Raw genomic sequence first — 22,254 nt, forward strand, 5'->3', positions numbered from 1 at the left:
TGTTTTTATACGTTCGATACCCTACTTTCATTAACCTGTGGCGACAAATATGAAACTGAAACGTTCCCTGCTCGCGTGTGCCGTACTGGCTGGCCTGGTTGGTATATCCGGTTGTCAAAATGACTCGGATACCGCTGTCGATAACAATAAAGAGACTAACGTCTCCCGTTACGTCAATCCGTTCATCGGCACAGGTAATTTAGGCAACACCTATCCCGGCGCCACGACCCCGCATGGCATGGTGCAGCTGTCGCCCAATAATGGGGCCAATGGCTGGGAATATATCTCCGGCTATTACTACCACGACAACCGCCTCGCCGGGTTTTCCCACACTCACCTCTCGGGCGCCGGAGCTGGAGATCTCAACGATATTCTGGTGATGCCGATCAACTCACGCTCCAATTTCATGCTGAACGAGGGGTCGGCCTCACTGAATCTGGAGGCCTCCCGCTACAGCCACAAGGATGAAGAGGCAACGGCGGGCTACTACAAGGTCAATCTGAAGGATTACGGGATCAAGGCCGAGCTGACCGCCTCGGATCGGGTGGGGGTTCATCGCTACACCTTCCCGCAAGATAAAAAATCGGAAATCGTGGTCAACCTCGGCTTCAAGGTCAACTGGGACTACACCTCCGACTCCTATCTGAAATGGGACAAAACCCACAACCGGATCGAGGGCCATCGCTTCTCTGACGGCTGGGCCCCCAGCCAGAAAGAGTTCTTCGTGATGGAGTTCGACCAGCCCATCAAAAACATCCGCTTCGCCTACTTTGACAAAGACCAGAACCGCTATCTGGACCTGCCGGAAGGCACCACCGAGATCGGCAACGAGACCCGTGGCAAATATCAGTACGCGCGTGCCTATGTGGAATTTGATACCGCGGCGGCGGGCTTGGTCGTCGAGGCCAAGGTAGCCCTCTCCAACGTCGAGATCGGCCGGGATGGCAACGCTGGCGCCTCACTCAACATGACCGAAGTGGCCAATATGTCGTTTGACGATGTCCGGCAGGCTGCGACCCAAAAATGGGAAAAGGAGCTGGGCAAGATCCGGGTCAGTGGGGATGAGGAGTACAAACAGACCTTCTATACCGCGCTCTACCACACCTATCTGGGCCAGACCATTCACTCCGATCTGGACGGACGCTACCGCCAGGTGCATCAGGGGCGCAACGCCTATCCGGATGGCAACACACCGTGGGGCGAGCAGATCGATACCCTCAAGGAGTCGGTTCGCACCGCCGATGCCAACCGGGATGGCAAAGCGGACTTTACCCGTTACGACACCTTCTCCCTGTGGGACACCTACCGCGCAGTACAACCCCTCTCGTCACTGCTGGAGCCGGATCGCCTCGCCGATGTGGTGCTCTCCATGCTCTCCTACGCCGAGGAGGAGTGGATGGACGATCTGGGCAACCTGCGCAAGGGCAGATTGCCGGAGTGGACCTTCAAGGGTAACGAGACCGGCATGATGATGGGGATGCACTCCACGCCGGTGATCCACGACGTACTCTCCAAAGGCTCGCTGGACAGACGGATGATCGCGCTGGGCTTCAGCGATGCGGAACGTCAGGAGATCAAGGAGCGACTGGTGACCGCCATGATCACCGACGCCCGCGCAGCCACCAGCCAGGGGGTCGCCTGGATCAAGGAGTACGAGCAGCAAGGCTATGTACCTGCCCAGTTGCATGACACACCGCCGGGCAATGACTGGGAATCTCACTCCCCCTTCAAGGATGCCTGGACCTCATCCTACTCGCTGGAGTACTCCATGAATGACTGGGCGATCGCCCAATCGATCAAGGCAGTATTTGGCGAAAGTGACCCCCGCTATCAGGAGTTTGCCGATCGATCCAAGAACTGGCAGGCGCAGTTTGACTTTGGCGGCAAGCAGTACAAGGGGTGGTTCAAGGCCCGCGACTACGCTGGCAACTTCATTGATGCCGGTTGGGTAGACCCGAAAACCGGCCGGGCAGTGGGCAAGGATTGGCGCCCCGACATGTTCAACTGGTCATTCGCCGAGTCCAACGGCTGGCAATACGCCTTCAGCGTTCAACATGACATTCATGGCCTGGTCGATCTGATGACCCGCTTCGACCAGACCCAGAATCCTCAGGCCAAACGGGGCGAACTGTTTGCCAAACGGCTGGACGAGTATTGGAGTACCTATCCGGATCGCAACGCTGGCGACAACCAGTTCCCGGTATTCAACACCGGCAACGTGGGACAGCATGTGCAGGGCAACGAGCCCGATATCCATGTGCCCTACCTCTACAACTACGTAGGACAGCCCTGGAAGGGACAGGCCGCCATCGTGGCAGCCACCAACGTCTGCTACAAGAACACCCCTGACGGCATCTGTGGCAACGATGACTTTGGCACCCTCTCTGCCTGGTTCGTGTTCCGGGCGCTGGGCTTCTTCCCGGTCAATGCCTCCTCCGGCATCTACGAGATTGGCACCCCCATGTTCGAAACCGCCTCGCTCGATGTGGGTGCGGGCAAACAGTTCACCGTCACGGCCCAGAATGTCAGCCGCGACAACATCTACATCCAGTCCGCTCGCCTCAATGGCAGCGAGTTCAATCGCAGCTACCTCACCCATGAGGAAATCCTCAGTGGCGGCAAGCTTGAATTCGTGATGGGCGATAGCCCCAACCAGAATTGGGGCAGCCAGCCGGAAGATCTGCCGCCCGCGCAAGGTATCGGCACCTTCCTGCACGAAGGCGACCTGCCTGCCGGTTCCCGTTAATCACCTGTTCGGGGGAGGACTTCCTCCCCCATCACCACTCAAAAATGGAATGACCATGTTCAAGTGCAATCTTCTTTCTCTTGCGGTGATTGCCGCACTGACCGGTGGCATCGCCGGTTGCAACAGTGAGAGCGAGTCTACCGCTATCGAGAAACCGGTAACTCCGGTTGTCGATCTGTCGGTACTGAAATACGTTGACCCCATGATAGGCACCGCCGCATCAGGCCACACTTTCCCCGGTGCCACCCGCCCTGCCGGCATGGTGCAGCTCTCGCCGGATACCTTTATTGGCTCCAACACCGATCACGAGAGCGGACTCAACCCCTGGCACTCAGCCTCCGGCTACTGGGACTCTTCCAATTATCTCACGGGCGAGATCGTCGCAACCGATGTTCCGCTCTACGGCTTCTCCCATACCCATCTCTCCGGCACCGGCGCCACCGATCTGGGCGACATTCTGGTACTGCCCTACGCCGAGATGGCCGACGCCCAGATAAACGCCTTTGACAAAACCAATGAGCACGCCAGCGCCGGTTATTACAAAACCAGACTGAACAAGGGGGAGATTGAGGTTGAACTGACCACCACCAAACGGGTCGGTTTGCACCGTTACACCTTCGCCAAAGGAGCGGATCGGAATGTGAAATTCGATCTGGGTCATACCCTGCTGAACAACAACGGCCAATCGCTGAAAAACAAAATCGAAGTGGTGGATGAGTACACCCTGCGTGGCCGCAAAACCTCCACTGGCTGGTTCCAGGGACAGAACCATCAGGGCCAGAACATCTTCTTCTACGCCAAATTCAACCAACCTGTGGCCAGGGCCATGCTGGGCGAGCAGGACAAGATGCCCACCCGGGAGATGCGCCCCAACAGCGTCTATCAAGGGGATGACCTGACCGCCTACCTCAATTTTGGCCAGGGTGACCAACCGATCGAGATCCGGGTCGGTATCTCGGCGGTGAGCTGGCAAGGAGCACAGAAGAATCTGGAGGCGGAAGCCCCCACCTTTGATTTCGCCAAGGTGAAGTCAGACGCCGAATACGCGTGGGCCGAAAAGCTGGCAACACTCAAAACCGAAGGGGGGACGGAAACCGAGAAGACCAATTTCTACACCGCCCTCTACCACATGATGATCGCCCCTATCGAGCTCTACGATGTGGATGGCAAGTATCTTGATATGCAGGGCACCCTGCGCACCCTGCAACCTGGCGATACCCCCAACTACTCCATCTACTCGACCTGGGATACCTTCCGCGCCGTTCACCCCATGTGGACCATCATGGACCCGCCACAGGCGACTCTCTACGCCAAGGATCTGATCCGCAAATCCAACGTGGAGTTCGGCCTGCTGCCCAAATGGGAAGGCCACGGCTCGGAAACCGGCACCATGATTGGCTACCCCTCGGCGGCCATCCTTGCCGATGCGGTGACCAAGGGGCTGATCGATGCGCAAGAGGCACTGGAAGCCTCGGTCAAATCGGCCCACTACCGGCCTGCCGATTACCCGCAGATCCATGACGACATCCTGAGCTCGCTGATGGCCGGTCAGCTCAGCTATCACGAGAAAGAGCAGTGCGTCCGTTATCCCAACTGGAACTCGGTCTCCTACTCGCTGGAGTTCTCTTTCTACGACTGGACCATCGCCGAGATGGCGAAAGCCGCGGGCGACATGACTACCTATCAGGAGTTCAAGGCACGATCCTACAACTCGCTCAAACATTGGGATCCCCAGGCTGGCAATGCCGATGGCAAAGGCTTCTTCGTACCGACCGAGCTGAAAAACGGTGACCCGTGCGCCCTGAAATACGCGGCGGCCGATTTCGATCCCTACAAGTCGGATGCCTTCTACTACACCGAGGGCAATGCCTGGCAGTGGCAGTGGTCCTTCATGCAGGATCTCGACAAGCTGACCGAGATCATGGGTGGCCAGCAGGGACTGAACGACAAGCTCGACAACCTGTTCAACGCCGACCCCAACGGGGGCGAAGCACATCAGGACATGACCGGTTACATCGGGCAGTACATTCATGGCAACGAGCCCTCACACCACGTCATCTATCTCTACAATCGCACCGCCCAGCCCTGGAAAGCGCAGGAGTACCTCGACCGGGTCTATAAGGAGTTCTACAAAACCACCCCGGATGGCCTGATCGGCAATGAAGACGTCGGCCAGATGTCGGCCTGGTACATCATGAGTGCCATGGGCTTCTATCAAATCTCCCCGGGCGACCCGACCTACACCATCGGTCGTCCCATCTTTGACAAGGTCACCATCAACCTGCCCGACGGTCAGTTCAACGTGGTCGCACAGAACAACAGCCCGGACAACCTCTATGTCAAAGAGGTCACCATCAATGGCAAGCCACTCAACCAGTACAACACCTTCGCCCACAGCGAGATCCGTCCCGGTGGTGAGCTGCGTTTTGTGATGACCAACCAGCAACCGACCCCGTAACTCTACAAGCGGCAAGCCACCCGGCTTGCCGCTTTTTCATCTCCGGAATTTGAGGAACAACAATGTTCAAACCCCACAAGCTGGCCATCATGGTGACAGCCCTGCTTGGCCTCTATGGCTGCAACACAAACGATGAGACTACTGACAATGGCCGCCCCGATAATGCCCTGCAGGTGCTGCAATATGTCGATCCGCTGATCGGCACCGATGGGCTGGGCAATGTCAATCCGGCCCCGGTCATGCCGGAAGGGATGATCCAGCCGGGCCCGGACAACTGGAATCCGGCCAACTGGAATGGCAAGGGATCCCCTTCCGACTATCACCACCATCTGGCCAAGCTTTCCGGCTTCAGCAGCACCCATATCTCGGGGGCAGGCAAGGGGGATCTCAATGATTTCGCCTTCTTGCCCTTCATCGGCAGCAATACCGACCCGGTCACCATCAACAAGACGAGCGAACAGTCGGAAGTAGGCTATTACAAAGCGGATCTGGTGGAGACCGGCATCAAGGCCGAACTCACTGCCACCCAGCGGGTCGCCTTCCACCGTTACAGCTATCCGGCGGGTGAAGATCGCAAAGTCCAGCTTGATCTGCAGCACGAGCTGCTGGAGCAGTACGGTAACCACTCCCGCAATATTTACTTCAAGCGGGTGAGCGACAACGCCATTGCCGGAGCCAGAACCAGCAACGAGTGGGGGCAGTGGCAGACGGTCTTTTTCTACGCCGAGTTTTCCGAGCCGTTTGTGGATCAGATCCTCTATGTCGATGGCAAATTGAGCAACGACACCGAGGTGGGGTTGGCCGATTACATCGGGTATGGCGAAACCAGACCCCGGGTACGGGATGTGGTGACCCAGCTCAACTTTGCCAAAGGGGAACGGCCCATCACCATGAAGATGGCCATCTCGGGCACCGGCATTGAGGGGGCCATGGCCAACCTGCGCGCCGATGAACATGACTACCGCTTCGATCAGGTGGTGCAGGAGAACAAGCAGGCATGGGCGAAAGTGCTCAATAAGTTCACCCTGGAGGGTGGCAGCGATGCCGACAAGACGATGTTTTATACCTCGCTCTATCGCACCTACATCGCCCCCTTCGTCTATCAGGATGTGGATGGTCAATATCGCGGAATGGATGGCAAGGTGCATCAGGCCAAGCCGGGCTTTACCAACTATTCGGTCTACTCCATGTGGGACACCTTCCGCGCCGCTCACCCATTGAAGACCATCATCGAAAAAGAGCGATCCATCGACTATGTGCACGATCTGCTCAACAAATATAAAACCGGCGGCATCATGCCCAAATGGGAGCTGCACTCCGACTATACCGGCGAGATGGTCGGCTACCCGGCGGTCTCCATCATCGCCGACGTCATCGTCAAATACCCCGATGCATTCACACAGGAAGAGATAAAGCTGGCGCTGCAGGCGGCCAATGTCTCCGCCAACTTTGACCTCGCGCTGACCAAAAGCTGGGTGCCCTATCAGGATCCCTGGAACGGCGACAAGCGCTTCACCGTGATGACCCGTCACGGCCAGTATGCCGAGCAGCACGGCTATGTCCCCGCCAACGTCAAACTCAAGCCGGAAGAGGGCGGCATGGCGCAGGACAAGTACGATGAACTGGTCAACGAGTCCGTCTCGTACGGTGTCGAGAATGCCTACTATGACTGGTGTATCGCCCAGCTGGCCCGACTGGCTGGCGACAAATCTGCCGAGAACCGCTATCTGGCCCGGGCGACTACCTGGCGCGCCTATTTTGACTACAACCCGGCGCAATATGGCAAATATGGCGCGACCGGCTTTATGCGCCCCAAAAATTACGATGGCAGCTGGGTCAACAATTACCCCTCCTGCGCCATCGATAAAAACGGCAATCCCGTTACACCACCACAAAACTGTGACACCAACGACAGCAGCCGTTATGACATCTTCTGGCCCTATCGGGCCGAGCACAGGGGGCAGGACTTTACCGAAGGCAACACCTGGCAGTGGAGCTGGTTTGTTCCCCACGATATCGAGGGGCTCAAAGAGGTGATGGGGGGCGAGGAGGGATTCCGGAAGAATCTGGATGCCCTCTTCACCGCCAACTCCAACGCCGATACCTCGCAAGGGGATATGACCGGCTATATCGGCCAGTTCGTGATGGGTAACGAGCCGGATCACCATGTCCCCTACCTCTATAACTGGACCAGAGAGCCGTGGAAAACCCAGGAGTATGTGGATCAGGCGGTACGCAGCTTCTTCCACCCGACCACCACAGGGCTGATTGGCAATGAGGATGTGGGGCAAATGTCCGCTTGGTACATCATGAGTGCGCTGGGCTTCTATCAGGTCACGCCGGGAGTCCCAGTCTACACCATAGGTCGGCCGCTGTTTGACAAGGTGACGATGGATATTGATGGCGGGAAATTCATCGTGAGCGCCGAAAGCAATGGCCCCCAAAATATCTATGTGGAATCCGTCACCATCAATGGCAAACCGTTGGGGGAAAACCTGACATTCAACCACAGCGATATTCGGGCAGGTGGTGAACTGAAATTTATCATGACGGCGCAAAAACCGACCCGCTCAGATAATAAATAACCATCATTGATTGCCAATATATGTTTAGGCCCAAAGCTTCCTTTGGGCCTCTTTTTTGTTCACTAACAAAAATGTTCAAAAATATACCGCACGCAATTACATGATACCCGGATCACAAACAGACTGCCTTGCCACAAAAATCTAGTGAATGACACTTTTTTACTCTGTCGATGAAACAGATGGCATGGGAATAATAGTGCTCGCCGGGATCAATGCCATCGAGCACCAATATTGCTCAGGGATCGCTCCGGTCTCATAAAAATAGATCATGACTGCTCACCCTCTACCCGATGGAGCCGCTCAATATGTTCAAGAAAAATATTCTGGCCATTGCCCTGACCAGCACAGTAGCCATGTTATCCGGCTGCGATTCAGATAACAGCAGCGACAATAACGACGATCAAAAGCCAACGCCAACCAATGTGTTGCAATATGTGAACCCATTCGTTGGCACTGGCTTTAACGGTCACACCTTTCCCGGCCCTGTGGTACCGGAGGGCATGGTGCAACTCTCGCCGGATACCGAGTTGATAGGCTGGCACTCCTCCTCCGGCTATCACTTTGACAAAGATACCCTGTTCGGATTTTCCCACACCCACCTCTCAGGCACCGGCATGGGGGGGCTGGGGGATATTCTGTTCCTGCCCTTTACCGAAGATAAATCCAAATACATCGAGCAAAGCGATGATTACCGCAAAGCCATCTCGGTCAAAATGGACAAAAAATCCGAGCAGGCCGAGCCTGGCTACTATGCGGTGCGCATCGCCGAGAATGGCATCAAGGCCGAGCTGACCGCCTCCGAGCGGGTGGGCTTTCACCGCTACACCTATCCGCAGGGGCAACCCCAACGGCTGAAGATCGATTTGAACTCGATCCTCAACAGCGACTGGGGATCGAGTTCGCTGCGCAACAAACTCACCGTCAGCGAAGATGGCTACACCATCACCGGCGAGCGAGATGCGACTCACTTCTCCGGCTGGGCGAAAAACCAGAAGATCTTCTTCCATGCGACCTTCGACAAGAAGATCAAAGAGGTCTACATCCTCGCTGGTGGTGTGCCGGTAGAGGGCTTGAGCGCCGAGCACAAGGCCAAATCCAAAGCGGATGTCACCGCTTACGTCGAATTTGAAGAGGGCGGCTCAGCCCAACTGAACGCCAAAGTTGCCCTATCGGCGGTCGATGCCACCGGCGCATGGAACAACTACCAGGCCGAAGGGGATGTTTCGTTTGACGAGGCCCGCGCCAACGCCCGCGAGAAGTGGGCCAACGCCCTCAATTTCACCATCGAGGGGGGCAGCAAGGAGCAACACGAGATCTTCTACACCGCCCTCTACCACACCAAGATCGCCCCCATCGTCCATCAGGATGTGGATGGCAACTACCGCGGCATGGGCAAAGGGGCGCAGGCCAAGGGGGAAGGCAGCTACTCCATCCACTATGGCCAGGCAAGCGAAGATCAGCCCAACTTCTCGGTCTACTCACTGTGGGACACCCAGCGAGCGCTGCACCCGCTTAAAACCATCACCGAACCCACCCGCGCCGTGCAGTATGCCAAGAACCTGCTCCAGAAGTATCTGGAGAGCGGCCTGCTGCCCAAGTGGGAGCATCTGGGGGATGAGACAGGCACCATGGTGGGCTATCCGGCGGTGGTGGTGATTGCCGACGCCATCACCAAATACCCCGATGCCTTCACTGCGCAGGAGAAAAATCTGGCGCTCACGGCCGCCATCGACTCCTCCACCTATACCAACTACCCCATGCTGGCGACCGAGTGGGACAAGGCGGTGCTGGACAAGACCCTGACCAACCACATCGATTACATCGAAAAGAACGGCTTTGCCCCGGCAGTGCAGCGGATCGACGGTCAGCCCGTCTTCGCTGACTACACCCTCGAGTCGGTCTCCTACGGTCTGGAGAACGCCTTCTATGACTGGGCCATCGCCCGGATCGCCAAGGCGGCCGGCAACCCGGCGGCCGAAGCGCGCTATCTGGCCCGTTCTAACGGCTATCAGCGCTACTTCGACCACAATGCGGCCGAATACGCCCAGTACGGGGTGACCGGTTTCATGCGTCCGGTGATGATCGATGGCGCCTTCATGACGCCGTTTGATCCCTATGGCACCGAACATGAGACCGGCAACTATACCGAGGGCAACGCCTGGCAGTGGACCTGGTTTGTGCCCCATGACATCAAGGGTCTGAAAACCGCGATGGGCGGAGAAGAGGCCTTCAAGCAGAATCTGGACGCCACCTTTGCCGCCGAGAGTCAGGGGTCGGAGACCGCTGACATGACCGGGATGATGGGTCAGGTGGCCTTCGGGAATGAACCCTCCCACCATATCCCCTACCTCTACAACTGGACATCGGAACCTTGGAAAACTCAGGAGACGGTCGACTACATCCTCGACACCATGTACTCGAACACCCCGGCAGGCATCATAGGCAACGAGGATGTGGGCTCCATGTCTGCCTGGTATGTGATGTCAGCACTTGGCTTCTATCAGGTGAATGCGGCAGATCCCGTCTACACCATTGGCCGCCCGCTATTTGCCAAAGCGACCATCCCGGTCAAGGGGGGAACCTTCACCATCATCGCCGATAACAACAGCGCCAAGAACCGCTATGTCCAGTCGGTCACCATCAATGGCAAACCGCTCAAGGATGGTCTCTTCTTCGAGCACAAGGAGTTTATACCGGGGGGCAACCTCCACTTCGTGATGGGCGATACCCCGCCACAAAAGTAACGATCGATAGCATTGAGGTGACATTCAGCACGCAATCCGAAAATGTCACTTTGTGATACCCGACGGCCCACGCCAGATGGATTGATAAAATCCAATCAGCGCTGGGCCATTTTATTTTCCAGTGGGAAGCCCAGGTTCAACCATTAACCCGTTTTTCTCAAATATGCCTTAAATCGGGCAATAAACCGCAAAAAATGGCTGTAAATCCCATTACAAGGGTTTTTCTGTCATATCTTGACCGCTGTCACATCCTGCCATTAATTAAACAAAAACCACTACTGAGTTAAAGAACAACACTTTGCGAGCTGGATCACACCAGCAAAACCATGCAACAAAAATCCAGTTATTGCTACATTCATCGCCTGTCCAACCCTACCCTTGAGGGCAATAATGAGCCCAATTCGCAACGCATGACTTAGCCCTTACAGGGAAGGAGAGTGAGATGTTACCCACCATGACCAACGGCAGACTCATCTGCCTGGAGTTGAAGGCCACCAGCAAGGAGGCCCTGTTCGACGAGATGGCACAGATGCTGGCGCGCGATGGCGCCGTGTCTGATCAACAGCAATTCGTCAAGGATATCTGGGCCCGCGAGCAGCTGGACTGCACCGGCTTCGAGCAGGGTGTCGCCCTGCCCCACGCCAAGAGCAAGGCGGTCAGCCGTCCGGCCATAGCCATCGGTGTCAGCCGTCAGGGTATCGAGTACGGCGCCGAAGATGGCAAACCGACCCAGCTTATCTTCATGATCGCCTCCCCGGATGGCGGCGCCAACCACCACATCGAAGTGCTGGCCGAGCTCTCCACCCGTCTGCTGGAACCGGGCTTTATCGAGCAGATGAAAGCCGCCACCACCGTCGAGCAAGCGCTGACCCTGCTCAAGCAAGGCCCGAAAGTGCAAAAACCGGCCCCAGCCGCCAAACCGGCTGCCACTGCACCGGCTGAACCCGAAGAGCGCACCTTCAAGGATCGCCTCAATACCATGAAGCAGCACCTGCTGTTTGGTACTTCCCACATGATCCCTTTCATCGTGGCGGGCGGTGTGCTGCTGTCACTGTCGGTGATGATGAGCGGCAAGGGCGCCGTGCCGGAAGCGGGCTTCCTCAAAGACATGGCAACCATGGGGATCGCCGGTCTGACCCTGTTTACCGCCGTGCTGGGTGGCTATATCGCCTACTCGCTGGCTGACAAGCCGGGCCTGGCCCCGGGCATGATCGGCTCCTGGATTGCCGTTCAGCACTATCAAACCGGTTTCCTCGGCGCCATTCTGGTGGGCTTTATCGCCGGTTTCGTGGTCAATCAGCTCAAACGGATCAAGCTGCCTGACTCCATGACCTCCCTCGGTTCCATCTTCATCTATCCGCTGATCGGTACCTTTCTGGTGTGCGGCATCGTGATGTGGGGGATCGGTGCCCCGATCGCCGCCATGATGGAAGGGATGAACCACTGGCTCTCCAGCATGGCGGGCTCAGGTAAAGTGATGCTGGGTGCCATTCTGGGTGGTATGACCGCCTTCGATATGGGCGGCCCGGTCAACAAGGTTGCTACCCTGTTTGCCCAGACTCAGGTCAACACCCAGCCCTGGCTGATGGGCGGCGTCGGCATCGCCATCTGTGTGCCGCCGCTCGGTATGGCACTGGCTACCCTGATGTCTCCGAAGCGTTACAAGAAAGAGGAGCGTGAATCCGGCAAAGCGGCCGCCATCATGGGCATGATCGGTATCAGCGAAGGTGCAATCCCGTTTGCCGCCGCGGACCCCATGCGTGTCATCCCAGCCATCGTCGCAGGTGGTATCGTCGGCAACATCACCGGCTTTATGATGCACAGTATCAACCACGCCCCTTGGGGTGGCTGGATTGTCCTGCCGGTTGTTGAAGGCAAGATGGGCTACATCCTGGGTACCATCCTCGGCGCCCTGACCACCGCCATCATCGTCAACCTGCTGAAGAAGCCGGTGAGCGAAGAAGATGACGTCACTACCACCCAAACCAGCTTCGAAGTCATTGAAGCGGAAGGAGAAGCAGACGTACTGGCCATCACTGCCTGCCCGTCTGGCGTGGCCCACACCTTCCTCGCCGCCAAGAGCCTGCAGAAGGCCGCCGCCAAGCAGGGGATCAAGATCAAGGTCGAGACCCAGGGCGCCAACGGCATCATCAACCGCATCACCGCCAAGGATGTCGCCAACGCCCGCTGCGTCATCTTCGCCCACGATGTGGCCATCAAGAACCGCGAGCGCTTCACCAATATTGAGGTCATCGATGTGAAAACCAAAGAGGCGATCCACAATCCGGAAGCACTGCTGGCCCGCACGCTGGGCAACAAGGCAAACGCCGCCTGATAACCGTCAGACTCCACCTATAACAAGGGGCCCATCACTGGCCCCTTTTCGTTACCTGCTAAGCAACCGCATATCATCCCACCGACCAAGCCACTGATTTAAAACATATTAACCAGTCACATCACCGTTCTTGGCGAGCCGTCACAGAACTGTGACGTGTAAAAAAACAGCAATTGAAGCGCTAGTCAGATCTCATGTCAAATGGCTCCGCCTACTAAACTGGAGCATCACAAAAATGATAAAAATCAATAAATTGGTTCTGGCTGTTACCCTCACCCTCACGACTACCCCCTTGCTGGCAGCCCACTGGACGTGTGGCGACCACGTGCGCTTTGGTCTGCCCTCCGAATCGGATCAGAAGCTCTGCCGTGAAGGGTATGCGGTCGGCTACAACTACGACTACAAGGTGGCGGACTGGGTCTCCTACCGGATGACCGCCCAAAGCGCACAGGGCACAGTGCCGCGCAAGGATGCCTTCGCCGAGGACAGGGAGATCCCGGTTGCCTACCGCGCCACCCTCTCCGACTACAAGGGCTCGGGCTACGACCGTGGCCATCAGGCCCCGGCGGGGGACATGAAATCGAACAAGAACACCATGAAAGAGAGCTTCCTGCTGAGCAACATGACACCTCAGATCGGGGTGCTCAACCAGAAGGCGTGGCGCGTGCTGGAGGACAAGGTGAACAAGTGGGCGGTTTCCCGCAAGGATGTGCAGGTGATCACCGGCCCCATCTTTACCGGCTCTGAAGAGTCCATCGGTCAGGGGGTGACGATCCCGAGCGCCTACTACAAGATCGTGATGGATCCGGCCAAACTGCAGGCCATCGCCTTTATCATGCCGCAACAGGATATTCCCGTTAGCAAGATCGCCGACTACCGGGTGTCGGTGCGTGAAGTGGAGGAGCAGACTCACCTCAACTTCTTCAGCGACATGCCCGAAGAGCAGCAGGAGACGCTGGAAGCCCGTGTCTCCCCGATGTGGAACTAACTCAAAATTCGATAGATTGAGAATCAACCTATCCAGGTAACAGATAGGTTGGGGAACCAATGCTGCCGATGGCAGGGGGAAAACAGCTCCCCCTGCCCTTCTGGCAGAGCAGCCGGGAACGCGATTCATCCCCCACGACTCGCCCCGACTCACAGTTTGACGCCCCGATAACTGCTATATTGCCCGCCTGTTTTGGTACTAACCGACTGAATTGACGCGACTTTGCTAGGCGCTGCCAACTGGCGGCGCACAGTGGCAATCAGCCCGACCGAGGAATCTTCGATGAAACAGACCCTTCTCGCCCTGACGCTGAGCGGCCTGCTGGCTCTCTCCCCCCTCGCCCTGCAGGCGGCCGAAAGCTCGATGCAGATAGAGAGCGACCTCAATACCCTGGTGAGCAAGCGCCAGGTGGTGGACATGTTGCTGGCCGAGGCGCAGCAGATCTACAAATCGCCGGCCAAGATCTCCCACGCCGGCTTTACCGCCAAGATGCCGAGCAACATGGAGCTGGTCACCAACCGGCTGCTGGCCGCCTACAAACTCGAACCCTATCGCACCGACCTGCTCATCTCGGCGGCCAACGCCCAGATCTACAACGGCAATATTGACCGCGCCATCTCGCTGCTGGAGCAGGCGCAGGCGGTCGCCCCCGATGACCTCGACATCAACAGCTACCTCGCCATCTGGCAGCTGGTGAAGGGCAACAAGGAGGCGTCGCGCACTGCCCTGGCCAAGGTGGCAGATCGCAACGGCGGACGCGCCGCCGATCTGGACAAGATCATCGCAAGGGTGCAGCGGGTCACCACCATGGCGCTGCAGACCGAGCTGACCGAGGATCAGCTCAAGGCAAGCAAAGAGGGCAAACGTGCCATCGTCACCCTGGGTTATGCCCTCAACCCCGACGGCACCATGGACCGGATCCTGCTGGGCAGGCTGCAGGCCACCCTCAAGCTCGCCAAGGCGGATCCAGATTCGCTCATCATCCTCACCGGCGGGGTGCCGCAAAATCACCAGACCGAGGGCAAGCTGATGGCCGACTGGCTGGCCAATCACGGCATCGACCGCAGCCGCCTCATCGAGGAGAACTACGCCACCAGTACGGTGGAAAATGGTCTCTACAGCGCCTATGCCCTCGCCCGCCACCAGATCAACTACGCGGTGCTGGTGAGCTCCGCCAGCCATGTGCGCCGCGGTCAGGCGGTGCTTGAAACCGCCTGCGACCAGACCGGCCCGGCCGGGCTGCAGGTGGTGAGCGTCAGCTTCCCCGACAAGCCGCTCGAGGATCTGGCAAGCGTGAGCCAGAGCGAGCTGCTCGGCATCTACCGCGATGTGCTGCGTACCTACGGTATGTGGAGCTACCGCTCGGCCCCGCTGATTGAACGCTAACGAACCTGCAATCAGCCCAAGTCACTGAAACAGAGAGGGAGGCATCATGCCTCCCTCTTTCGTTTGTACGTTTCACCGCACCTGTCAGCTGGCGATAAAGCCCTGCGAGGGGCCCGCTTTGGGATCGTCACCGAAGCGGTTCGGCCCCTGCTGGCCGTTGCAGACCATAAAGTAGATGAGCACCAGGGTACCGATAACGGGGATAAGGCCGATCAGCAGCCACCAGCCGCTGCGGTCGGTGTCATGCAGACGGCGCACCGCCACGGCGAGGGACGGGAGCAATACTGCCAGCGAGTAGATAGCGCTCAGGATCTCCTTGTCGCTGCCAATCAAGCGATCCACCATCCCCACCAGCAGCATGAATACGACGTTGCAGAGCACGAACATCCAGTATTCGGTGCGACGGGCCCGCCCGCTGAATACCGCATATTGCTTGAGTACCGAGATATACCAGTTCATTTCGCCTCCAGACTGTTTTCAAAAACAAGTAGTTGCAGATCCGAACCGAGCTTAGCGCGATCAGTGCCAGCCGTCGATGACCAGCAGCTCCAGATCCCGGCGGCTGATGCGCTTGCTGTCCACCTTGACATAGACAGAGCGCTCGGAAACGGCCAGCAGCACGTCGCTCACCCCGTCGCAGGCGCGGATCTTCTGCTCCAGAGCCGTATTGGCCTCCACCCCTTCCGGCAACACGATGCGCAGGCTGCTCACATAGGGGGGCTCGGCCATGGTGAGGCTGACCCCGAGCCAGACGAGGGCCAGCGCGGCGCAGCCGCCAAACACCAGGGCGCCACCGCCCAGGCTGTAGAGCAGGCCGCCGAGGCTGCCGCCGATGGCCACCCCGATGAACTGGCTGGTGGAGTAGATCCCCATGGCGGTGCCCTTGTAGCCGGGGGGCGACTCCTTACTGATCAGAGAGGGCAGCAGCGCCTCCATCACGTTGAAACCGATGAAGAAGATCTGCAGGCCGGCGAGCAGGCCCCACAGCTGCAGGCCGCTTTGCCAGAGCACCAGCTCGGCGATGAGCATCACCAGCACGCAGATCTGGAACACAAGCTTCATCTTTCTGCGCTTCTCGGCATAGATGATGAACGGCACCACGCTGACAAAGGCGATCAGCATGGTGACCAGATAAACCTGCCACTGGCTGTCGCGGGGCAAGCCGGCGCGCTCCAGCAGCGGCGGCAGCGCCACGAAGCTCGACATCAGCAGGGTGTGCACGCAGAGGATGCCGAAGTTGAGCTTGAGCAGGCGCGGGTTGGTCAGCACGGTGCGCATCCCCCCCTTCACCATGCCGGACTCGCGATTGAGCAGGTGGCCGCTCGGGGTCGGCACCAGCCAGAGGGTGACGGCGATGCCCGCCAGCGCCAGCAGGGCGATCAGCCAGAACAGGCCGGAGAGCCCCAGCGCATGGGTGATAAGGGGGCCGGTCACCATGGCGATGGCGAAGGTGATGCCAAAGCTCACCCCGATAAAAGCCATCGCCTTGGTGCGGTTCTGCTCGCGGGTGAGATCAGACAAGAGCGCCATCACGGCGGCCGAGATGGCGCCACTGCCCTGCAGGGCGCGGCCGAGGATGACCCCCCAGATGGAGTGGGTCAGCGCCGCGATCACGCTGCCGAGGGCAAACATCAGCAGGCCGCCGACGATGAGGGGCTTGCGGCCCACCTTGTCGGAGAGCAGACCGAACGGGATCTGGAACAGCGCCTGGGTCATGCCGTAGATGCCGATGGCCAGGCCAATCAGCGCCTCGGAGGCCCCCGCGAGAGACATGCCGTAGGTGGTCAACACCGGCAGCACCATAAACATGCCGAGCATGCGCAACGAGAAGACGGAGCCGAGCGCCCAGGTGGCTCGGCGCTCGCCCCTCGTCATGGTGAAATCATTCATGATGGCCTCGATAGGTCAGAGAAAAAGAAGAGTAACGGGGTGGCCGACAGCTGCCATGCCACGCCCGATATACGGGAAAAGTGCCCGACGGGGCGGCCCCATAATAACAGAGCCGGGAAAGTTCCCGGCTCTGGATTTCATGCATTTAGGGGCACAACTCACACTATCAGGGCAGCATGCTCACCAGCACGGGAGCGGCATCCGGTTGGAAATCCACCGACATCATCACGCTGAGACAAGTGATGGTGACGATGGAGAACATGAACAGCTTGCGGGCCCAGAGCGCATCATCCACCAGCTGCTTGTAGCCAGACAGCGCCATCCCAAGCCACCAGACGCTCACCGCGGTGGCCACCACCAGATACTTGTAGCCGGCATAACCGCCGAGGAACAGCATCAGGGTCGGCACCATAAAGGCCAGGATGTAGAGAGTGATGTGGAGCTTGGCCACCGGGATCCCCTTCACCACCGGCAATACCGGGATGTTGGCCGCCTGATAATCCTTGAAGCGGAAGATGGCGATCGCATAGGAGTGCGGCATCTGCCACAGGCTGAAGATCGCCAGCAGGATCAGCGCCCCCGAGTCGAACTGACCGCTCACCGCGCAGTAGCCGATGACAGGTGGCGCGGCGCCGGAGAGACTGCCCACCAGGGTGCCGTAGACCGAGTGACGCTTCATGTAGAGGCTGTAGACCCCCACATAGACAATGAAGCCCAGCACCGCCAGCAGGGCGGCCAACGGATTGGCCGCAAAGTAGAGCAGTGCAATGCCCGCAATGCCGAGCGCCGTGGCGTACCAGAGCGATACGCCGGGGGCGATCAGCCCCTTCACCAGAGCACGGTTCTTGGTGCGCTCCATGATGCAGTCGATGTCCCGGTCGATGTAGTTGTTGAACACGCAACCGGAGGCGACCACCAGTGATACACCGACCATGGTCAGAATGAACAGGGGCAAGTCCATGCTCCCCTTGGAGGCCAGCAGGAATCCCCCGATAACCGAGATGAGGTTACCGAAGATGATGCCCGGCTTGGTCACTTGCAGGTATTGCTTCATCATCATTGCCAGCCTGCTCAGTGGACCATCATGTTGATGTTGAGGTTGTACATGATCCACAGGGAACCCACGATCACGATGGCGATGATGAGCACGGTAAAGACCAGTGCAACCAAGTTCCAGCGCTCTTCGGACGAGGTGTTCATGTGCAGGAAGTAGACCAGATGGACGAAGATCTGCACCACCGCCATGCCGACCACAGTGGCCAGCACGGTCCCGTGGGAGGCGGAGCCATCCATCACCATCCAGAACGGGCTCGCGGTCAGAATGACTGACAGCACGAAGCCGGTCAGATAGCTCTTGGCGCTGCCGTGGCTGGCGCCGTGATTGTCAACGGAATGACTCATTTACATTGCCCCCATCAGATAGACCACGGTAAAGACGCAGATCCACACCACGTCGAGGAAGTGCCAGAACAGGCTCAGGCACATCAGGCGGGAGCGGTTGCGATCGGTCAGCCCCTTCTTGGCCACCAGCACCATCATCACGATGATCCAGACAAGGCCGCTGGTCACGTGGATACCGTGGGTACCGACCAGGGTGAAGAAGGCGGAGAGGAAGGCGCTGCGATCCGGGCCGTAGCCCTCAGCGATCAGGTGATGGAATTCGTAGATCTCCATCGCGATAAAGCCGGCCCCCAACACGAAGGTCACCAGCAACCAGCCGTTGACGGCGGATAGCTGGTTCTTGTTCATCGCCAGCATGGCAAAACCGAAGGTGATGCTGCTAAAGAGCAGCAGCATGGTTTCGCCAAACACGAACGGCAGCTCGAAGATATCCTTGCCACTCGGGCCGCCGGCGGTGCCGTTGACCAGGACTGCATAGGTTGCAAACAGGCATGCAAACAGGATGCAGTCACTCATCAGGTAGATCCAGAAACCGAATACCTTGTTGGCTCCGGCATCGTGGTGCCCATGATCATGGGCACCGTCGTGAGTGTGATGTAGAACGTCGGTCGCCATTGCTTCACGCCACCTTGTTGATATTTTCAAAATGCTGACGCTCGATCCGCTCGATCTCGTCAACCTGCACGTAGTAATCCACGTCGTCGTTGAAGCTGTGGATGATCCAGCTCGCAATCATGCCGATGAAGCCGGCGATGGCCATCCACCAAATGTGCCAGACCATGGCAAAACCAAACACGGTGGCAAAGCCTGCGATGATGACCCCGGCCCCAGTGTTCTTGGGCATATGGATCGGGTCGTAGTGCTCGGGCTGCTGATAGGCAGAACCGTCCTGCTTGGCTTCCCAGAAGGCATCCAGCCCCTTGATCTTCGGCTCGATGGCGAAGTTGTAGAAGGGCGGCGGGGAAGAGGTTGCCCACTCCAGAGTACGGCCACCCCAGGGGTCACCGGTCAGATCGCGGTTCAGCTCGCGGTCGCGGATGCTGACCACCAGCTGGATCACCTGACACAGCACACCCACGGCAATCAGCGCGGCACCACAGGCAGCCACGACCAGCCAGCCATGGAACTGGGGATCCAGATGCTGGCTGACGCGACGGGTCATGCCCATGAAGCCCAGCACGTAGAGCGGCATGAAGGCAACGAAGAAGCCGACAATCCAGAACCAGAAAGCGCGCTTGCCCCAGACATCGTTGAGCTTGAAGCCGAACGCTTTCGGGAACCAGTAGGTGATACCGGCGAAGCAGCCAAACACCACACCGCCGATGATGACGTTGTGGAAGTGGGCGATCAGGAACAGGCTGTTGTGCAGCACGAAGTTGGCCGCCGGTACCGAGAGCAGTACCCCGGTCATGCCGCCGATGCTGAAGGTAATTATGAAGCCGACGGTCCACAACATGGGCGAGGTGAACTCGATACGACCGCGGTACATGGTAAACAGCCAGTTGAAGATCTTCACCCCGGTCGGGATGGAGATGATCATGGTGGTGATGCCGAAGAAGGCATTCACGTTGGCGCCGGAACCCATGGTGAAGAAGTGGTGCAGCCAGACGATGAAGGAGAGCACGGTAATGGCGACGGTCGCCCACACCAGCGAGGTATAACCGAACAGCTTCTTCTTGCTGAAGGTGGCCACCACTTCGGAGAAGATCCCGAACACCGGCAGCACCAGAATGTACACCTCGGGGTGACCCCAGGCCCAGATCAGGTTGATGTACATCATCATGTTGCCACCCATGTCATTGGTAAAGAAATGGGTGCCTAGGTAACGGTCGGCAGTGAGCAGGGCCACCGTGACGGTCAGGATCGGGAAGGAGGCGATGATCAGGATGTTGGCGCACAGAGCCGTCCAGGTAAACACTGGCAGGCGCATCATGGTCATGCCCGGGGCGCGCATCTTGATGATGGTGGCGAAGAAGTTGACGCCGGTCAGCAGGGTGCCCAACCCCGAGATCTGCAGACTCCAGATCCAGTAGTCGACCCCGACCCCCGGGCTGTACTCCAGTCCCGACAGCGGCGGATAGGCCAGCCAGCCGGTCTGGGCAAATTCACCAACCCCGAGGGAGATGTTGATCAGCACCACGGCGGCGGCGGTGAACCAGAAGCTCACGTTGTTGAGGAAGGGGAAGGCCACGTCACGGGCACCGATCTGCAGCGGCACCACTATGTTCATCAGACCGATCACCAGCGGCATCGCCACGAAGAAGATCATGATAACGCCGTGGGCGGTGAAGATCTGGTCGTAGTGATGCGGTGGCAGAATGCCGTCACTGCCGGCCGAAGCCATCACCTGCTGGGTCCGCATCATCACCGCATCGGCGAAGCCGCGCAGCAGCATGACCATGCCGAGGATGAGATACATGATCCCGAGGCGCTTGTGATCCACCGAGGTGAGCCACTCTTTCCACAGATATTGCCACTTGCCGAAATAGGTGATGAGACCGGCGATGGCCAGTCCCCCCAGAATGATTCCGGCCACCGTCACCATGATGATGGGTTCATGGTACGGAATGGCGTCGAGCGTTAATTTTCCAAACATCGTTATTCCTCGGATCCCGCTTTCACAGAGTTGTCATCCATTGCCATCTTCATATGGCCGGCATGATCCATGTGTTCGTCTTGCGCCATGTCGCCATGGTTCATCTGTGAGTGATCCATCCCCTGATGGGTCATGGTCTCCCCCTGTGCCATAGGCATCTCATGAGTCATCCCCTGATGCTGGCCGTGCTTCATGTCACCCATGAACTTGTTGATCAGAGTGACAAACAGTTTCGGATCGGCACTGGAGAAGTACTCCACCGGATGGAACTCGCTCGGTTTGGCCAACGCATTGAACTGATCCATGGTGATCAGCTGTTTTGGCGACGCCTTTACCTTGGCAACCCAGGCATCAAAACCGGCCTGATCCGGTGTAGCGATGGCATTGAACTTCATGCCCGAGAAACCGGCACCGCTGTAGCTGCTGGAGATGCCGTCATATTGGCCCGGCTCGTTGGCGATGAGGTGCAGCTTGGTCTGCATACCCGCCATCGCATATATCTGGCCGCCCAGACGCGGAATGAAGAAGGAGTTCATCACGGTATCGGAGGTGACCCGGAAATTGACCGGCATATTGACCGGGAAAGCCAATTCATTAACCGATGCAATACCCAGTTCTGGATAGACAAACAACCATTTCCAGTCGAGGGAAATAACATCGACCTGAATCGGTTTCACCGTGGAATCCAGCGGTTTGTAAGGATCCAGTTCGTGAGATGTTTTCCAGGTAATAGTGGCAAGAATAACGATAATAATGACGGGAACGGTCCAGACAACCGCTTCAATCTTGTTGGAGTGAGACCAGTCAGGGGTATATTTGGCGTCGGTATTCGAAGCTCTGTATTTACGAGAAAATACCACGGCCATAATAATTACAGGGATCACCACGATTAACATCAGGCCAAGGGCCGTCAGTATCAGTGATTTCTGTTCCAGACCAATCTGCCCTTTGGGGCTCATCAGAGCCATGTCACAGCCAGTCAGCATGCCGGCGGCCGCGAGCAACAGCAAAGCACCCAAACCCCTCTTTAATGCAAAAGGTTTCATGCAGCGTCCTTTATCTTCGCAAAGCTAAAGTTGTAAAAAAAACGCATCATTCTGAACAAAACCTGACTATGTGAACAAC

General features: G+C 57.9%; 14 protein-coding genes. 7 read left to right on the plus strand and 7 right to left on the minus strand.

Features of this window, described 5'->3' with window-relative positions:
• The first annotated feature begins 49 nt into the window (after window positions 1-49).
• From G5193_RS05385 to G5193_RS05415, 7 genes are all read left to right on the plus strand, one after another.
• Window positions 50-2,746 carry a GH92 family glycosyl hydrolase gene (locus G5193_RS05385; RefSeq protein ID WP_335843681.1) on the plus strand — a complete coding sequence of 899 codons (2,697 nt, stop codon included), beginning with the start codon at window positions 50-52 and terminating at the stop codon, window positions 2,744-2,746.
• A gap of 55 nt (window positions 2,747-2,801) precedes the next feature.
• Window positions 2,802-5,204, plus strand: a complete 2,403-nt coding sequence (locus G5193_RS05390; protein WP_266135104.1) for a GH92 family glycosyl hydrolase — start codon at window positions 2,802-2,804, stop codon at window positions 5,202-5,204.
• Window positions 5,205-5,266: 62 nt separating this feature from the next.
• Entirely contained in the window at window positions 5,267-7,789 is a 2,523-nt protein-coding gene (locus G5193_RS05395) for a GH92 family glycosyl hydrolase (RefSeq protein WP_421205268.1), read from the plus strand.
• A 305-nt stretch (window positions 7,790-8,094) separates the two neighbouring features.
• Window positions 8,095-10,533, plus strand: a complete 2,439-nt coding sequence (locus tag G5193_RS05400) for a GH92 family glycosyl hydrolase (protein ID WP_421205270.1) — start codon at window positions 8,095-8,097, stop codon at window positions 10,531-10,533.
• Between the two features lie 442 nt (window positions 10,534-10,975).
• The gene (locus G5193_RS05405) at window positions 10,976-12,868 is read left to right on the plus strand and encodes a PTS fructose transporter subunit EIIC (RefSeq protein ID WP_227342359.1); all 1,893 of its coding nucleotides are present in this window, start codon (window positions 10,976-10,978) and stop codon (window positions 12,866-12,868) included.
• A 235-nt stretch (window positions 12,869-13,103) separates the two neighbouring features.
• Window positions 13,104-13,856, plus strand: a complete 753-nt coding sequence (locus G5193_RS05410; protein WP_421205272.1) for a DNA/RNA non-specific endonuclease — start codon at window positions 13,104-13,106, stop codon at window positions 13,854-13,856.
• Between the two features lie 282 nt (window positions 13,857-14,138).
• Window positions 14,139-15,242 carry a YdcF family protein gene (locus tag G5193_RS05415; RefSeq protein ID WP_041208601.1) on the plus strand — a complete coding sequence of 368 codons (1,104 nt, stop codon included), beginning with the start codon at window positions 14,139-14,141 and terminating at the stop codon, window positions 15,240-15,242.
• Window positions 15,243-15,326: 84 nt separating this feature from the next.
• Here the strand turns inward: G5193_RS05415 and G5193_RS05420 are convergent, their stop codons facing one another.
• The 7 genes from G5193_RS05420 to cyoA all read right to left on the minus strand — a co-directional run bounded on the left by G5193_RS05420 (window position 15,327) and on the right by cyoA (window position 22,175).
• A complete protein-coding gene (locus tag G5193_RS05420) occupies window positions 15,327-15,701 on the minus strand; it encodes a DUF805 domain-containing protein (protein ID WP_043849515.1) in 375 nt (124 codons plus the stop codon).
• 60 nt (window positions 15,702-15,761) lie between these two features.
• A complete protein-coding gene (locus tag G5193_RS05425; protein WP_421205275.1) occupies window positions 15,762-17,132 on the minus strand; it encodes an MFS transporter in 1,371 nt (456 codons plus the stop codon).
• Window positions 17,133-17,298: 166 nt separating this feature from the next.
• On the minus strand, window positions 17,299-18,192 hold the full coding sequence (cyoE, locus tag G5193_RS05430; RefSeq protein ID WP_421205276.1) for a heme o synthase: 894 nt from the start codon (window positions 18,190-18,192) through the stop codon (window positions 17,299-17,301).
• An 11-nt stretch (window positions 18,193-18,203) separates the two neighbouring features.
• Window positions 18,204-18,533, minus strand: a complete 330-nt coding sequence (locus G5193_RS05435; RefSeq protein ID WP_421205278.1) for a cytochrome o ubiquinol oxidase subunit IV — start codon at window positions 18,531-18,533, stop codon at window positions 18,204-18,206.
• Window positions 18,534-19,148, minus strand: a complete 615-nt coding sequence (locus tag G5193_RS05440) for a cytochrome o ubiquinol oxidase subunit III (protein ID WP_198505975.1) — start codon at window positions 19,146-19,148, stop codon at window positions 18,534-18,536.
• A 4-nt stretch (window positions 19,149-19,152) separates the two neighbouring features.
• Window positions 19,153-21,129 carry a cytochrome o ubiquinol oxidase subunit I gene (gene cyoB, locus G5193_RS05445; RefSeq protein ID WP_421205280.1) on the minus strand — a complete coding sequence of 659 codons (1,977 nt, stop codon included), beginning with the start codon at window positions 21,127-21,129 and terminating at the stop codon, window positions 19,153-19,155.
• 2 nt (window positions 21,130-21,131) lie between these two features.
• Window positions 21,132-22,175, minus strand: a complete 1,044-nt coding sequence (cyoA, locus tag G5193_RS05450; protein ID WP_421205282.1) for a cytochrome o ubiquinol oxidase subunit II — start codon at window positions 22,173-22,175, stop codon at window positions 21,132-21,134.
• Window positions 22,176-22,254 lie beyond the last annotated feature (79 nt).

Source organism: Aeromonas sp. 601027 (assembly GCF_049174455.1).
GTDB lineage: Bacteria > Pseudomonadota > Gammaproteobacteria > Enterobacterales > Aeromonadaceae > Aeromonas > Aeromonas veronii_A.

Excerpts from the sequence above, each read along its gene's own strand:
- G5193_RS05385 (WP_335843681.1), top strand. The coding sequence starts at position 50 with ATGAAACTGAAACGTTCCCTGCTCGCGTGTGCCGTACTGGCTGGCCTG.
- G5193_RS05390 (WP_266135104.1), top strand. The coding sequence starts at position 2,802 with ATGTTCAAGTGCAATCTTCTTTCTCTTGCGGTGATTGCCGCACTGACC.
- G5193_RS05395 (WP_421205268.1), top strand. The coding sequence starts at position 5,267 with ATGTTCAAACCCCACAAGCTGGCCATCATGGTGACAGCCCTGCTTGGC.
- G5193_RS05400 (WP_421205270.1), top strand. The coding sequence starts at position 8,095 with ATGTTCAAGAAAAATATTCTGGCCATTGCCCTGACCAGCACAGTAGCC.
- G5193_RS05405 (WP_227342359.1), top strand. The coding sequence starts at position 10,976 with ATGTTACCCACCATGACCAACGGCAGACTCATCTGCCTGGAGTTGAAG.
- G5193_RS05410 (WP_421205272.1), top strand. The coding sequence starts at position 13,104 with ATGATAAAAATCAATAAATTGGTTCTGGCTGTTACCCTCACCCTCACG.
- G5193_RS05415 (WP_041208601.1), top strand. The coding sequence starts at position 14,139 with ATGAAACAGACCCTTCTCGCCCTGACGCTGAGCGGCCTGCTGGCTCTC.
- G5193_RS05420 (WP_043849515.1), bottom strand. The coding sequence starts at position 15,701 with ATGAACTGGTATATCTCGGTACTCAAGCAATATGCGGTATTCAGCGGG.
- G5193_RS05425 (WP_421205275.1), bottom strand. The coding sequence starts at position 17,132 with ATGAATGATTTCACCATGACGAGGGGCGAGCGCCGAGCCACCTGGGCG.
- cyoE (WP_421205276.1), bottom strand. The coding sequence starts at position 18,192 with ATGATGATGAAGCAATACCTGCAAGTGACCAAGCCGGGCATCATCTTC.
- G5193_RS05435 (WP_421205278.1), bottom strand. The coding sequence starts at position 18,533 with ATGAGTCATTCCGTTGACAATCACGGCGCCAGCCACGGCAGCGCCAAG.
- G5193_RS05440 (WP_198505975.1), bottom strand. The coding sequence starts at position 19,148 with ATGGCGACCGACGTTCTACATCACACTCACGACGGTGCCCATGATCAT.
- cyoB (WP_421205280.1), bottom strand. The coding sequence starts at position 21,129 with ATGTTTGGAAAATTAACGCTCGACGCCATTCCGTACCATGAACCCATC.
- cyoA (WP_421205282.1), bottom strand. The coding sequence starts at position 22,175 with ATGAAACCTTTTGCATTAAAGAGGGGTTTGGGTGCTTTGCTGTTGCTC.